Here is a 15999-nt window from a genome sequence, read left to right as displayed (position 1 = left end):
ATTATTTTAAGTCTGAATGCAGGAATTGTCAAGGTGTGTCACACGCCTGTCTGCTCACATCCGACTTTTCTCAGGACAGGTTTGACATTTCACAGAGTTTCTGATAAATACCACCTTTTGCAAGCAATTCTGCATGGGTACCGCTCTCCTCAATGCCATTTTCTGTCAGTACCAGAATACGCTGGGCATTACGGATGGTAGACAGACGATGGGCAATGACAAACGTTGTCCGCCCTTTTGCAAGAATTTCCAGAGATTCCTGCACCACCTTCTCACTCTCGTTATCCAGCGCAGACGTGGCCTCATCAAAAATCAGGATCGGCGGATTTTTCAAAAACACACGGGCAATGGACAGACGCTGCTTCTGCCCGCCGGACAACTTCACGCCTCGCTGGCCGATATCTGTGTCATATCCATCCGGAAAATTCATGATAAATTCATGGGCATTGGCTTCTTTTGCCGCCCGGATAACCTCTTCCCGGCTGGCATCCGGTTTGCCATACCGGATATTTTCCAGAATTGTTCCTGCAAACAGATACACATCCTGTTGCACGATTCCGATATGATTTCGCAGATCAGACAGCTTGATGTTACGGATATCCTGTCCGTCCACCCGGATCGTACCGCCTGTCACATCATAGAATCTCGGAATCAGACTGCACAGAGTGGTTTTTCCTGCCCCGGAACTTCCAACCAGTGCCACATACTCCCCTGCCGGAACATCCAGATTCACATGATTTAACACCATCTGATCACTGTCTGCATAATGAAAGGACACATTTTCAAAACTGATATTCCCCTTCACCTCCTGCATTGACTGCGCATCCGGTGCATCTTTGATATCAGGAATTACTGAAATCATTTCCATAAAACGTTCAAAACCGGAATAGCCATTCTGGAACTGCTCCGTAAAATCAATCAGTGTCTTAATTGGCTCCGTAAAGACATTGATATACAGCAAAAACGTGATCAGATCGGTTATATTTCCTTTTCCACGAGCTATCATTACGCCGCCCGATAACATTACCACTACGGTGATGGCTGTCGTAAATGCCGTCAGACCGGCATTGTATCCACCCATGTAACGATAACTGTTTTTCTTTGCATCCAGAAATCCATCATTTCCTTTTTTAAATTTTTCATTCTCAATTTCTTCATTCGCAAAAGATTTTACCACACGAATGCCGGACAGATTATCCTCGATCTGACTGTTAATATCTGCGATTTTCACGCGGTTCATACGGAACGCACGTTTCATTTTTTTATTAAACACATAAGCATACACCAGCATGAACGGCACCAGTGCAAACGCTGCCAGCGTCAGTCGCGGGCTGATATTGATCATAATAACAAACGCACCGATGATACGGATCAATGAAATCACGATATTTTCCGGTCCGTGATGCAGCAACTCTGTAATATCAAACAGATCTGATGTAATACGCGACATCAGCTGGCCAACCTTCTGATCATCGTAAAACCGGAAAGACAGCTTCTGGTAATGAGAAAAGATCTCCGCACGCATATCGTATTCGATCCTGGCTCCCATGACATGCCCGTAATTTGAAATAAAATAATTGCAATAACACTGGGCCGCGATCAGTACCAGCATGAATACACCCAATTGCACAATCGTATGCAGTGCCTGGCTGCTTCCCCAGTATACCACCTCTGATGTAATGTAACGTACTACCAGCGGAATCACCAGAGATACCGCTGCCGCCCCGAACGCAAAAAACATATCCGCAACAAAAATTCCCATATATGGCTTATAATATGAGAACAGTTTTTTTAAATTTTTCCTCATGTATTTTCCCCTTATGATGTTTGATATAAAATAAAGCGGACATTCGCAATCCGCTTTCGCTACTTGCTCATGAACGCACGTGAGACTTAGCGCGTGATTCCGGTCAATGTAAGCTGACAGATTCTTCTCAGGATCACGGTCTGAATCCATACGGTGAATGCACTGTTATCTAATATATACACTCTTGCAAAAAAAGTCAAACCATGTTGGTGTAAAGCATTTATTCTTCTTTCTTTACGCTTTTTTATTTTTCGTTACGGTTTACCGGACATTGGGCACTGCACTTGACTTTCTTACCAGATTGATGCACTATATCAGATATGAGATGACTTCACCTCTACAGGTGTCATCTGCAAATTGTTGCAACATTTTAACAAGGAGGTTCTTTTTATGACACCAAAACAGGAATATTATAAAGTTGCCGCAGAAACGATTCTAAAAAACATTGAGCAGCGCGGCTATGAGGGATGCTACTGTGAAACCAGCGAAAAAGCAGTCAAAAAAGCTCTTTCTTATGTAACACCGGGTTCCAGTGTATCCTTTGGAGGCTCCATGACCATGAACGAATGTGGCCTGATGGATGCCCTGCAGAAACGCACCGATATCACATTGCTGGATCGCTCCAAAGCCTGTTCCCCGGAGGAAGTAAAAGAAATCTATCACAAGGCATTATCCTGTGACTACTATTTTATGAGCACCAATGCCATCACATTAGACGGTCAGCTTGTCAATACCGACGGTACCGGAAACCGCGTAGCTGCTTTAATCTACGGGCCGGAAAATGTTATTATTATTGCCGGCATGAACAAAGTCGCTGCCACGCTGGAAGAAGCTGAATCCAGAGTAAAAAATATCGCTTCTCCTCCAAATGCCATTCGTCTTGACCGCAAGACCCCCTGCGCACTGACCGGAAGCTGCCATGACTGCTTTGCGGAAGGATGCATCTGCAGCCATACTGTTATTACCCGAAGAAGTGCCATCAAAGGACGTATCAAACTGATCCTGGTCGGAGAAGAACTTGGTTACTAAACGCATTTACGAATGCGCATTTTCAAGTCGAACGCACGTGAGACTTGGTGCGTGATTCTGGTCAGCGAAAGCTGACATATTCTTCTCAGAATCACTGCACATCCTCGCGGAGCGTTTATCTCAGTCGGAGATTGTACTCCCACTGAGAAAGACTTGTTATTACTCTCCACTTGTAGAAGTGGGAGTCTTCTCGACTGAGATAAAAACCCATGCCAATCATTTATGCAACAAATGATTGGCATGGGTTTTCTGTATGATTACGTTTACATTTTCTCCGGTGCATCAAAGCCAAGAACATCGATACATGTCTCCAGAACATCTCTGGTCAGTTCTAACAGGCGAATATACCCTGCCTGTACAGCCGCATCCTCTTCCACCATGATTTTTGTCTCATGATAGAAATGATTCAGGGCATTTGCAAGGCTGTAAATATAAGCACAAATTTTATGCGGTGCAAGCTCTTCTGCCGCATTTGTCATTACTTCGTTGAAGCGGGCCAGTTCCAGCATCAGATTCTTCTCACTGGCAGAATGTGCTGCCTGAATGGTGTAATCTGCTGCACTCTTGCCACTCTGTGCATATTTTTTCAAAATAGATTTGATACGCACGATGGTATACAGGATATATGGGCCGGTATTTCCTTCAAAGGAAATAAAGCGGTCAATATCAAAGATATAGTCTTTGGAAGCCTGATTGGATAAATCTCCGTATTTGATGGCAGATAATGCAACCTGCTTTGCGGTCTTCTCTGCATCTTCTTTTTCCATCGTATTGTTCTCGGAAATCTTCTGGTACATCTCGTTCTGAATGTCACCCACCAGTTTTTCCAGACGCATAACACCACCTTCACGGGTTTTGAACGGTTTGCCATCCTTTCCATTCATAGTACCAAATCCGATGAATTTCAGTTCTGTGCTGTCATCTACCAGACCGGTTTTTTTCGCACAGCGGAATACCTGTACAAAATGAAGTTCCTGACGCTTGTCTGCCAGATATACCATCTGGTCCGGATGGTAATCTTTCATACGCCATACAATGGTAGCCAGATCTGTCGTTGTATAGAGAGAGGCACCGTCGGATTTTAAGATCATGCACGGCGGAATTTCTTTTGCATCACGCTCCTCGCTGACATCTACTACCAGTGCGCCCTCGCTCATATAAGCAAATCCGTCTTTCTTCATCTGCTCTGCCATCGGTGCGATATACGGATCCGCATCGGACTCTCCTTTCCAGAGATCAAAGGATACGTTCAGACTGTCATAGTTCTTTTTCAGGTCAGCAATGGATACGGATAAAATGTGTTTCCAAAGAGCGATATATCCTCTTCTGCCCTTCTGAAGTTCAAAAGTCGCCTGCATAGCTGCCTCTTTATAAGCGGCATCTTCTTTTGATTTTCCACTTGCTGTCGGGTAAATCTCCTCCAGCTCGGAAATGGTAAACGGTGCTTCTTCCGGATACTCGCCTTCATAAGCCTCATCAAAATATACCAGCTCCGGCTTCCGTTCATGAAGTTCTGTGATGATCAGTCCCATCTGCAGACCCCAGTCTCCCAGATGTACATCACCAATCACATTATGACCGATATAACGGCTCATACGCTTTACACTCTCACCGATAACAGCGGAACGAAGATGTCCCACATGCAATGGTTTTGCCACATTGGCTCCGCCGTAATCCACGATGATCGTCTTTGGCTCGGCAGTCTTCTCGCAACCGTAACGCTCATCTGCCTGCATCTCACGAAGATACTCTGCCAGATACTCCTCAGATAATTTCAGATTCAGGAATCCCGGTTTGACAGATTCTACGGATGCAAACATCTCCTGCCCCTGCAAACGTGCTGCCACGTCATCTGCGATCATAAATGGTGCTTTTTTATACTGTTTTGCGGCAGCCATAGCTCCGTTACACTGAAACTCACACAGATCCGGTCTGTTTGACAGTGTCACTTTACCGAATTTTTCTTCATATCCGGCTTCCACAAAAGCTTTTGTTACCTCAGCGGTAATATTATCTAATAATTTTTTCATGTGTACCTCCCGGTTTCAATCTTTCTAATTGACAATTAGTTTTATTTTAACATTATTTTCATGGTTGTGCAACGCTGATCTTCCGCACTCTGTTATTTTTTGTCAACACTGATTTCTACGCATATTTACGGCAAATCTGTACATGCTTTCTAATACATTTTGAACGCAGATCACAAAGCAACTGCGTTCATGGGCAGATAGCGAAAGCGGATTGCGAATGTCCGTTTTACATGTATATCCGTAATCTTTTTAAATTAATCCGGAGGCAAAACAATATGGCATCATATAAAGTAGAAATCTGCGGTGTGAATACATCCACACTTCCCATTTTAAAAGAATCTGAGAAAAAGGATCTCTTTGTACGCATCAAAAACGGGGATCTGACAGCCCGGGAAACTTACATCCGCGGGAATCTCCGTCTGGTTCTCAGTGTCATCCGGCGCTTTTCCGCTTCCAATGAAAATGTGGATGATCTGTTTCAGATTGGCTGCATTGGTCTGATCAAATCCATCGATAACTTCGATCCCAGCCTGGATGTAAAATTTTCCACCTATGCTGTACCCATGATCATCGGAGAAATCCGGCGCTACCTCAGGGACAACAGCAGTGTCCGGGTCAGCCGTTCCCTGCGGGATATTGCCTACAAAGCCATCCATGCGCGGGAACTGATGATCCGCAATAACAACCAGGAACCGACACTGGATGAAATAGCTGCTGAGATCCAGATTCCAAAAGAAGAGATTGCATACGCACTGGATGGCATCCAGACACCGGTCAGTCTCTATGATCCCATTTACACGGACGGCGGCGAACCACTCTATGTTATGGATCAGATCAGTGATAAGAAAAATAAAGAAGATCGCTGGGTGGAAAAACTCTCACTCAGCGATGCAATGAAACGGCTGAATAAGCGGGAAAACCACATTATACAGCTGCGTTTTTTTGAAGGAAAAACCCAGATGGAGGTAGCAGATGAAATCCATATTTCCCAGGCACAGGTCAGTCGTCTGGAAAAATCTGCCCTCAAAACCATGCGAAACTACCTTACAGTAACGTAATGAACAACGCTAACGTAGTCACATCGATTTCGTTCAAGAATGCCCTCGGCATTCTTGCTGCGAGAGTAAGGTTTTAATTTGCATTCACCAAGACCCCATGCACCACAAAGCGCTTCGTCTCTCCGCTGCTGGTGCATGTGGACAATGTCACGATCTTATCTTCTTTTGTCGGATGGATTCCGGTATCTTTCATGGAAGAAGTCACCATACGGTCGATCATAGCCTGCCAGGTATCATCCGGTCCATAACCAACGGTGTAGACCTCATCGTCCTGCTCCACGTCATAGTAGGAAAAAATCTGATACCGCAGCACCTGCGTGTCCGTATAAATATTAAAATACTGGTTATTTTCATAAAACCCTTCGTCATTTTTATAACGTTTCAGATCTCCGAACATGGTCGTATTCCGCATATTATGACCGTAAATAATGGAATGATAATCAGAAAAATCCGGCTGATTCATTCCTTCCAGGAAAATACATCCGGCAATATGATAATTTCCATAGATGTCACTGCGCAGATACGTTTCATCATCTCCGGAATACAACACCGGATAACTGATGTGGACATCGTTATAATTATCGAAACGCAGCCATGCCATAATATCCGGATTTTCCTTGCGCAATGCCTCAAACTGAATGCGGGTTCCGTCCTGCCAAAGTGCCCCGGCGCCATCCGGATGCACCACATATTCAGATTCCAGTGTCTGGAATGTCTTTTCTGATTCCTTGTAATCCTTCTGAATGCCAGCCAGTTTTACGATTGAAAAAATCATCACTGCCAGTGCAATGATAAGGATCACCAGCGTCACCGGATGCCTTTTTTTCTTCTTTTTCTCTTCCATGCTCTTCTCCTCATTCTAATATTTTACCCGGACAGATTTGCCCGGGTAAAACACAAAATTTCGTTAATATACCACAACCGGATATCCGATCTTCACATTTTCATAAATAGTCTTCATCGCACTGTATGGTGTATTGACACAGCCATGTGATCCACGGGTCTTGTAGATAGATCCGCCAAATTCTGATCTCCAGGATGCATCATGGATACCAACATCTCCGTTAAACGGCAGCCAGAAAGACACTTCTGAATTGTAATCCTGTCCCGTCAGCGTATAGTCTCTCATCCGTGCATCAATCGCCCATACACTGCCGGATGGTGTGCTGTGTCCTGCAGACACATTTCCGGTTACCACCGGTGTGGATACAATGCACTGTCCGTCTTTATACAGCCACATTGTCTGAGCTGCGATGCTGACTTCAATGTAGGTAGAACCGAGATCGTTGGTATCACGGCAGACACCCGTGTACAGATATACCGGCTCCACCGTTGTAGTCTCACCTGCCAGCACCAGTTCTTTTAACTGGGCAACCGTTTTTTTCTTATTGATACACCAGCCGTAATCCCCGCCTTTTAAAGTGATCGTCTGGCCATCATGTGTTGTAAACTTTCTGCTCAGACCAAATGTATCATATTTTAATCCAAGCTGATGCACATATTCAGTGATTTTTTCCTCATCCAGATCAAATGTATAATCATCCCCAAAGGTGATCCAGTCTGCAATCTCATCACTGTCTACTACTTCCTTACGATCTCCGAAATCATACGTGATCTTTGCCACCAGCATTTTATTGGCATCTTCGCACTCCTTCTTCAGCTTTTCATCCTCTTTGTATACCTTGGGTGCAATATAACAGTCCTGTTCTTCCAGTGATACCTGCTCCAGTCCCTCTTTGATTGCTGTGTCAATGGCACGATCCGCTTTCTGTATATCCAACTGATTACCGAGCTGTTCCTCCGCAATCTGAAACTTTCCATCTTTGTATTCCAGATGTGCATCTGTGGGAGCGCTCATAGTCTCTTCCTGTATGCAGGATAACGCCGCTATGGTATCATCCAGCTTCTGCTCATCCATGGTAATCCCGAGAGGAATATCTTCCTTGGCAGTTGCTCCCATCAAAAACCACAGAAATGCTTTCTGCTTTTCAAACAATGCTTCCAGTTCTCCCTGATCATCATATTTCAGATCAATAGAAGAAGCATCAATCGTCTCATCTCCGTCGCGGGTTGTAATTGTCAGATGATAAGCATTCATTTTTTCCGCAATCTTTTCTTTAATACTGTCTATGCTTTCATTCCGCAAAGAAATACCAAAGGCTGTTCCCCCGGCATAAAAATGTCTGCTGTAATAAATTGTACCTGTGATATACAGAACAGCCAACACTGCGATGACCACATATACAATTTTTCGAAATCGTTTCTGTCCAATCCGCTGTCGTTTTAATTCCTGTCTTAACTTTGTCTTTTGCACACTTATTACTTCCTTTGTATTTTGTTTCCGTATTTGCAGCTGTTTCCAGTCAGTCATCTCATATTTTAACGCATTTTTATTTTTCATCAACCTTTCCCGGAAAAATTAATAAAATTGTAAACATTTTCTCACAGCTGTCTCAATTTTGTAAACATTCCATATGCAGACGGTCAGATAAGTTAAGAATGCCTACTCGTATTTTGTAATCTCTTTTTTCAGATGCCTCATGATTTTTTTCTCAAGTCGAGAAATATAGGACTGGGAAATTCCCATCTGATCCGCCACTTCCTTCTGTGTATACTCCTTTCCCCCGGCGGTCAGTCCATATCGCAGTTCAATGATATTACGCTCCCGGGAAGAAAGCCGCGCAATGGCCGCTTTCAGAAGTTTTTTCTCCATCTCTGTCTCCATATCCTTATAGATAATGTCCTCTTCCGTTCCCAGAATATCCGAAAGCAGAAGTTCGTTACCATCCCAGTCTACATTCAATGGTTCGTCAAAGGATACTTCCATTTTCATCTTACTAGTACGGCGCAGATACATCAGAATCTCATTTTCGATACACCGGGAAGCATAGGTCGCCAGTTTGATATTTTTATCCGGATTATAAGTATTGATAGACTTGATCAGGCCAATGGTCCCGATGGAGATCAGATCCTCCACACCGATACCTGTATTGTCAAATTTCTTTGCTATGTATACCACCAGCCGCAGATTATGTTCGATCAATTTTTTTCTGGCATCTTCCTCATTTTCTGTTCCAAGCGACATAATACAATCGTTTTCAGCTTCCCGCTCCAGCGGTGCCGGAAGTACTTCGGTTCCACCGATATAGTGAATCTCATTCGAATTGAGAAACAGCAGATTTTGCAATGTTGGAATTAACTTTAACTGGAATTTTCCTGGTACAGATACTCTTAAATACATACGCAGATGTCCTTTCTATTCTTTGTTCTTCCACCTGCGCTTGCATGAAGCGGCGGACGTCATCTGTCAGGCAAAATAGGAGGCATGCAATAGCATCTGCACACGGGGATGCTGCATCACCGGTCCTTTCTGTAATCCGATTTCCGGTTTGAAAATCTGCTTTTTTGTACCTTTCTGCCAGATATCCATCCGATCAAGTAATACCACCATCATCGACCCTTCCTGACGGATGGTCCGGTAAGATATCTCTTTTTTTCTGACTGTATCCTGCGGAAGCTGTTCAAACAGTTCCTGTTCCAGCACCGATACCGGTGCACCGCTGTCCGGATCACGCAGCAGGTTTCCACTGTCACAATACGCCCACAATATCCTGCTCTTTCCGGACAGCCACACTTCTACCCGGCAAACATTTTTCATCACCCTGCGTCTGACCTGATATCCTGTAAAAAGCAGTGCTGCCACAAAACCATACACTATGATCTGTCCTGTTTTTCTGCCGTTCAAAACAGTCAGCCAATTCTGTACGCCTCCCATTACAAACAATACAATGTACACGGTCAATAGTGCCCGCAGATAACCGGCCCGGTCTCTGCCCCCAAATACCATAAAGGTCATCAGCGGATGTACCATACCATGCACCAGTAAACTGTAAATGGCATACCGTGGAATCATAAACAGCAAACTTACAGAAACACCTACACCAAAAACGCATGCTATCATACACCGCTTCCAGCTGACAGCTCTGTTCAGTATGATTCCTGCAGTATACACTGCACAGAAGTCCATAAGCAGACTGGTCAGGCAAAAAATGTCTGCATACCATTCATATGCCACTTGTCACCTCCCTGCTTACTATACAAAAAACTCCGCGAATTTCTTGTCGAAATCGCGGAGTTCTTACCGTTATCTTCTCAGATTTATTATCTTTTTGTATTTTTCAGGAATTCCGGAATCTTAATGTCGCGCGGTGCAACTGTAGGTGTCGGTTTCTGTGGACGCTGGATTCCATTATAATTCTGAACCGGAGCAGTCGGCTGTACCGGTTTTGCGCTGCCGGTTCCTGCTGTACGTGCCATATTTAATGTATTACCGCCATTGAATTTCACGCCCGGTAAAATACTTTGTGCCGGAGCTGCTTCTGTCTCAAGTCCGGTTGCAATAACTGTGATCGTTGCAGAATCCGGTACGGACTCGTCGAACTTCGCACCGAAAATGATATTTGCATCATCTCCTGCAAGCTCCTGAACATAACTTGCAGCATCGTTTGCATCCATAAGAGAGATATCACCGGAAATATTGATGATGACATGAGAAGCACCATTGATGGTTGTCTCAAGCAGCGGACTGGCAACTGCCATCTTAACTGCCTCGATTGCTTTATCATCACCGGTTGCCGCACCGATTCCGATATGTGCGAGACCTTTGTCTTTCATAACGGTCTGAACATCGGCAAAGTCAAGATTGATCAGAGCCGGTACATTGATCAGGTCTGTGATTCCCTGAACTGCCTGCTGTAATACTTCATCTGCTTTCTTTAATGCATCCGGCATAGTCGTTCTTCTGTCTACAATTTCAAGAAGCTTGTCATTCGGAATAACGATCAGGGTATCTACACTCTCTTTCAGATTTTCAATACCGTGGATTGCATTTGTCATACGTGTCTTTGCTTCAAATTTAAACGGTTTGGTTACAACACCAACTGTCAGGATCCCCATATCCTTTGCGATCTTAGCTACTACCGGAGCTGCACCTGTACCGGTACCGCCACCCATTCCACAGGTAACAAATACCATATCTGCACCTTCGATCGCTGCGGTCAGTTCCTCCGCGCTTTCTTCTGCTGCTTTCTGTCCGATCTCCGGCTGTGCACCTGCACCAAGGCCTTTTGTTAATTTTTCACCGATCTGAATCAGGGTTGGAGCCTTACATAAAGTAAGCGCCTGCTTGTCCGTATTAATTCCGATAAACTCCACGCCACCAATTTTTTCATCTATCATTCGGTTTACGGCATTGTTTCCAGCGCCACCTACTCCAATTACAATTATTTTTGCGCTGGACTCAGCCCCTATTGACATGATTTCAACCACGATAATCCTCCTTTTATCCCTGATACGGAATATTTTCTATTATATTTGATAACATTTCTGCCATTACATCATTCTATCTTTTATAATATCTTTTTTTTCTTAAATAATCAACAGTTAAATCATATTTTTTACTGCTGTGTACTGTCGTCTTGTGTCGGTACTGTCTGCACATCATTCGGAATCTCCACCAGCTCCCCATTCCGGAAATAGATATCCGTATTTGTCTCAGACCAGGTTTCTAGATGAAGCATCCCGCTCATGCCATCCAGCTGCAGAAGGATCTGATCCATTCGAAGAATCTTCTCATTTAAATCTGTACCGCTGCCCAGATTTACCTGAATCGCACCATAGCTGAGATATACATTACTGTTCTGGATCAGGATCACTTCCGGAACTCTTTCATACTTTTTCAACAATTGTGTCACACTTAACAACGTCCGCAACAGTTTGCTGTTCTCGCCAATGGACAGTTTTTTATATAATTCTGCTGTCTGAACCGACAGACCATTGATCTTGGTCACTCCCGGAATTATTTCTGAAGAAATCTCCACCACAAATCCATCTTTGTCAAAATATGCATTTTTTCCAAGCGACGGCACATACAGATAACCGAGGATTCCTTTTTCCACTACAGTAATCTCCAGTTTCTGCGGAGATTTCAACCGTATCCGAAGGGAATCCACAAAAGGGATTTCCTCCGTTTTGTTACATTTATTTTCAAAATAGACATACAGTGAATTCCAGGAATACTCTTTATCCAGCACCCAGTCTTCAATCTGTTTGTCTGTATAGATTTCATTTCCTTTTACAGACACACTTTTGACTACAAAAACTTTCCAGATTAAAATGGCACACAGACCAGCCAGCATGGCAATGATCAGAATCGCTGTCAATATCATGCGTCCGATTTTTTTTCTTTTTCTTCTTTTACGCACACTTTCTCTCACGCCTGTGTTCCTCTTCTTTCCAGCCAATTTCTTCACTCGATAGGATGTGCCGCATCAAAACGAATCTGCCGGGATACGTTCAGCACCAGTCCCATCTCCGACAACAGAATGGCTACGGACGTACCTCCGTAACTGATAAAGGGCAGAATAATACCGGTATTTGGCATCCAATTTGTTACCACACAGATATTCAGCACAACCTGCAGGGCAATATGTCCCATAACTCCCACAGCAATCAGGGAAGCATACAGATCCGGAGCACTGTTGGCAATGACCATACAACGCCAGATCAGTAATATAAACAGTAAGATTACACAAATCGCGCCAAACAGCCCAAGCTCCTCACAGATGATCGTGAAAATAAAGTCATTTTGCGCTTCCGGCACATAGCCTAATTTCTGTACACTGGCTCCCAGACCTTTTCCGAACAGGCCGCCGGAACCAATGGCATACATTCCCTGCAGTGTCTGATATGCTTTATCCGGATACTGATCCGGATGCAGCCATGCGGCAATACGCACGACTCGATAACCGCCCATTTTGATCCCCGCCAGTCCGAGTCCAAAGAGAATCACGCCCAATGCAGCAAATTCCTTCTTTTTCGGGCTGACTACAAATACCATAATAATTGCGATTCCTGCAATAATAATTCCTGTACTCAGATTATTGATGGCTATGGCAACAGCCATGATACCTGCCGGAATCAGTACCTTTATAATAGATTTGAAATCTTTGATCTGTTTTGGCACTTTACTCAACAACAATGCCATCGTAAGTATGACCGCAATTTTGGATATCTCGGAAGGCTGCAGCTGGATCGGACCGATTTTCAACCAGCGGGCAGATCCATTGGAGCTCTTTCCGATTGCAAATACTGCGAGACACATAAGAAGTGACAAAACATATGCCAATCCCGTAATCTTCTTCATCCACTTCTGTGGAAAATAAGTAAAAACAAACATTCCTATGAATCCGAGCCCGACACTGAAGACCTGACGCTTCAGATAATGTGTCGGGTCATTGAATACGCTCTGACCTTCATATGCACTGACACTGTACAGCATCACCAGCCCGAACCCCACCAGAAAGATAATGATAAACAGAAGACTGTAATCAAAATATTTAATTGTTCCGGCGCTGGCTGTTTTTCCGACGCTGGCTGTTTTTGTACGATTGTGTCGGTCACTCATGTATGATTACTCCTTTAATGCATGAACCATTTCTTTAAACATTTTTCCACGAACTTCGTAATTCGGGAACATTCCCCAGCTTGCACAGGCAGGGGAAAGAAGCACAGCATCTCCATTCTGTGCATTTTCATAGCAGATATCGACTGCTTCCTGCAGACTATCTGCAAATACATAGTCATGGAAACCACAGGCATCTGCTGTCTCAGCGATTTTTTCTCTGGTCTGGCCAATCAGCACCAGTTTTTTTACCTTTCCATCAAAGCTATTGATCCATTCTGTATATTCTGACTGTTTATCATATCCTCCGCCGATCAGATAGGTCGGACGATCCATCGCCTGAATTCCCTTGATGGCTGCATCCGGATTGGTTCCCTTGGAATCATTATAGAAACGTACGCCACGCTTTTCTGTAACATACTCAATCCGGTGCTCCACAGCCTGAAATGTGCGCAGTGCCTGACGGATATGATCCAGGGAAACACCATAATTTAATGCCATCGCAGTTGCTGCCATTGCATTTTCATGGTTATGACGGCCAAGGATATTCAATTCATCCGTAGCGATCACATCTTCTACCTGACCGTCATGCGCATAGACGATTTTGTCACCCTTCAGGTATACACCTTCTTCTAACTGTGTCAGGCTGCTGAAAAACACTACATGTGCAGACAGTTCTTTTGCACGCTCACGCAGCACTTCATCTTCATAATTCAGTACACAGGTCTGCTCCGGCCCCTGATTTTTTGCAATGCTTAATTTTGCAGCAATATAGTTTTCCATCGTATGATGACGGTTCAGATGATCCGGTGTGATGTTCAAAATAGCTGACACACACGGACAAAACGCATCAATCGTCTCCAACTGAAAACTGCTGATCTCCGCAACAGTGACTGTATCATCAGTATCTTCCGTTACCACACCGGTATACGGAATACCGATATTTCCAACCACATGGACATGTGGATACGCTGTCTTCATGATTTCACCCAGCAATGCTGTGGTCGTAGTCTTTCCATTTGTACCTGTAATAGCCAGCACATCTCCCTTTTTACAACGATATGCCAGTTCAATCTCACCCCAGATCGGAAGACCTGCCTCTTTTAACCGCAGGACAAGCGGAAGATCCACAGGAACACCCGGACTTAATACTACCAGATCCAGTTCCTTTTCTACTTCTTCCGGTAATACTCCAACATATAATTCCGGTGTTTTGCCTTCTGTAAAATTTTCCAATACATGTGCTTTATCCAGTTTTTCATTTCCGTCAAATAATACAACTTCAGCTCCGGCATTTTCCAATAAATTTGCTGCTGCCACACCACTGATACCGGTACCGAATACCAGTACCTTTTTCTCTGTGAATTCCATTCCAACATTCCTCCAGATTGTTTTCTTTTCAAAACCTATATTTCTCTATATCAGCCTGCAATCCCGATATACGCGATCAGACAAAGAATTGCTGTCACAATTGAAAATACTGCTACGACACGGGTTTCAGACCATCCTCCCAGTTCAAAATGATGATGAATCGGTGCCATACGGAAAAATCTCTTGCCACCTGTCTTTTTAAAATATACGACCTGGATCATAACAGACAGAATCTCGATCCAGTAGATCAGTCCGACGATCAGGATAAAAATCGGCATCTGCATCATATATGCGGTAGCTGCCACAAAACCGCCTAAAGCCAGAGAACCGGTATCTCCCATAAATACACTGGCCGGATATACATTAAATAATAAGAATCCAAGCAATGCGCCGACTACGGCACAGGTCACCGGTGCGATACCGGCTCCTGTTGCATATGCAACTACGGAGAAAAAGGTAGCGACCAGAATGGTCACGCTGGAAGCCAGACCATCCAGACCGTCTGTAAAGTTGACGCCGTTTACGGTACCTATGACTGCAAGGAACAGGATCGGCACTGCCAGCCAGGACAACTGCAGCATGTGATGGCTGAATGGGACGATCATATCCAGCGATACCTGATGTTTGATCAGATACACTGCAAATACTGCCGTAACCACAATCTCACAGAGCATCTTCTGCCATGCCAGCAGTCCGTCAGATCTGCGCAGCACAACCTTTAAGTAATCATCCAGGAATCCAATGATTCCAAATCCTACCGTCACAAATAAAACCGGTATGATCTGTGGATAATCCTTCACATAAAACAATGATGTGACCACCACTGCAATAAGGATCATAATACCACCCATGGTCGGGGTCCCGTTTTTCTTCTGATGAGATTCCAGTTCTTCTCTTTCTGTGTTTCCAATTTTCAATTTCCGCAGAAACGGAATGATGACCGGTCCGAGCACAGCTGTGATTGCAAATGCTACAAGTACCGGAATAATTACCTGATATGTCATTTTCACACCTCTTCTTATTTCAGCATCTCTCCCATGCTGATTGTATGTTATTAAAATCTAAGTAGTATCATACGTCTTTTCTTTTTATCTCAGTCGAGAAGACTCCCACTTCTGCAAGTGGTGAGTAATAACAAGTCTTTCTCAGTGGGAGTACAATCTCCGACTGAGATAAACGCTCCGCGAGGATGTGCAGTGATTCTGAGAAGAATATGTCAGCTTTCGCTGACCAGAATCACGC

At 44.1% G+C, this 15999-nt stretch carries 13 protein-coding genes; 2 read left to right on the top strand and 11 right to left on the bottom strand.

Annotated features, from left to right (window positions below; genetic code table 11):
* Positions 1-70 precede the first annotated feature (70 nt).
* Positions 71-1762: an ABC transporter ATP-binding protein gene (locus tag ACIRUQ_RS03565; protein WP_404856531.1), complete on the bottom strand. Its 1692-nt coding sequence runs from the start codon at positions 1760-1762 to the stop codon at positions 71-73.
* 435 nt (positions 1763-2197) lie between these two features.
* Here ACIRUQ_RS03565 and ACIRUQ_RS03560 point away from each other — a divergent pair, with 435 nt between their 5' ends.
* Positions 2198-2836 carry a lactate utilization protein gene (locus ACIRUQ_RS03560; RefSeq protein ID WP_021737928.1) on the top strand — a complete coding sequence of 213 codons (639 nt, stop codon included), beginning with the start codon at positions 2198-2200 and terminating at the stop codon, positions 2834-2836.
* A gap of 263 nt (positions 2837-3099) precedes the next feature.
* On the opposite strand, the gene argS is transcribed toward ACIRUQ_RS03560, so the two are convergent.
* On the bottom strand, positions 3100-4866 hold the full coding sequence (gene argS / locus ACIRUQ_RS03555) for an arginine--tRNA ligase (protein WP_022036544.1): 1767 nt from the start codon (positions 4864-4866) through the stop codon (positions 3100-3102).
* A gap of 275 nt (positions 4867-5141) precedes the next feature.
* Here argS and sigG point away from each other — a divergent pair, with 275 nt between their 5' ends.
* Positions 5142-5924, top strand: coding sequence for an RNA polymerase sporulation sigma factor SigG (gene sigG, locus ACIRUQ_RS03550; RefSeq protein ID WP_022036543.1), 783 nt, complete (start codon positions 5142-5144; stop codon positions 5922-5924).
* A gap of 73 nt (positions 5925-5997) precedes the next feature.
* Here sigG and srtB read toward each other — a convergent pair whose 3' ends face one another.
* The 9 genes from srtB to mraY all read right to left on the bottom strand — a co-directional run bounded on the left by srtB (position 5998) and on the right by mraY (position 15761).
* Positions 5998-6768, bottom strand: a complete 771-nt coding sequence (gene srtB / locus ACIRUQ_RS03545) for a class B sortase (protein ID WP_021737932.1) — start codon at positions 6766-6768, stop codon at positions 5998-6000.
* A 63-nt stretch (positions 6769-6831) separates the two neighbouring features.
* On the bottom strand, positions 6832-8325 hold the full coding sequence (locus ACIRUQ_RS03540) for a L,D-transpeptidase family protein (RefSeq protein WP_055289727.1): 1494 nt from the start codon (positions 8323-8325) through the stop codon (positions 6832-6834).
* A 102-nt stretch (positions 8326-8427) separates the two neighbouring features.
* Positions 8428-9165 (bottom strand): RNA polymerase sporulation sigma factor SigE, encoded by a 738-nt coding sequence (gene sigE / locus ACIRUQ_RS03535; protein ID WP_021737934.1) that lies wholly within the window; start codon positions 9163-9165, stop codon positions 8428-8430.
* A 66-nt stretch (positions 9166-9231) separates the two neighbouring features.
* Positions 9232-9999: a sigma-E processing peptidase SpoIIGA gene (locus ACIRUQ_RS03530; RefSeq protein WP_055289724.1), complete on the bottom strand. Its 768-nt coding sequence runs from the start codon at positions 9997-9999 to the stop codon at positions 9232-9234.
* Between the two features lie 86 nt (positions 10000-10085).
* Entirely contained in the window at positions 10086-11252 is a 1167-nt protein-coding gene (ftsZ, locus tag ACIRUQ_RS03525) for a cell division protein FtsZ (RefSeq protein ID WP_044962592.1), read from the bottom strand.
* 128 nt (positions 11253-11380) lie between these two features.
* Complete coding sequence (locus ACIRUQ_RS03520) at positions 11381-12151, bottom strand: cell division protein FtsQ/DivIB (protein WP_044962605.1); 771 nt, start codon at positions 12149-12151, stop codon at positions 11381-11383.
* Between the two features lie 80 nt (positions 12152-12231).
* Positions 12232-13389, bottom strand: coding sequence for an FtsW/RodA/SpoVE family cell cycle protein (locus ACIRUQ_RS03515; RefSeq protein ID WP_021737938.1), 1158 nt, complete (start codon positions 13387-13389; stop codon positions 12232-12234).
* 6 nt (positions 13390-13395) lie between these two features.
* The gene (murD, locus tag ACIRUQ_RS03510) at positions 13396-14757 is read right to left on the bottom strand and encodes a UDP-N-acetylmuramoyl-L-alanine--D-glutamate ligase (RefSeq protein WP_055289722.1); all 1362 of its coding nucleotides are present in this window, start codon (positions 14755-14757) and stop codon (positions 13396-13398) included.
* Positions 14758-14807: 50 nt separating this feature from the next.
* Positions 14808-15761 (bottom strand): phospho-N-acetylmuramoyl-pentapeptide-transferase, encoded by a 954-nt coding sequence (gene mraY / locus ACIRUQ_RS03505; protein ID WP_021737940.1) that lies wholly within the window; start codon positions 15759-15761, stop codon positions 14808-14810.
* Between the last annotated feature and the right edge of the window lie 238 nt (positions 15762-15999).

The organism is Eubacterium ramulus (assembly GCF_045002895.1).
Lineage (GTDB): Bacteria > Bacillota > Clostridia > Lachnospirales > Lachnospiraceae > Eubacterium_I > Eubacterium_I ramulus.
This window is presented reverse-complemented; position numbering and strand designations above follow the sequence as displayed.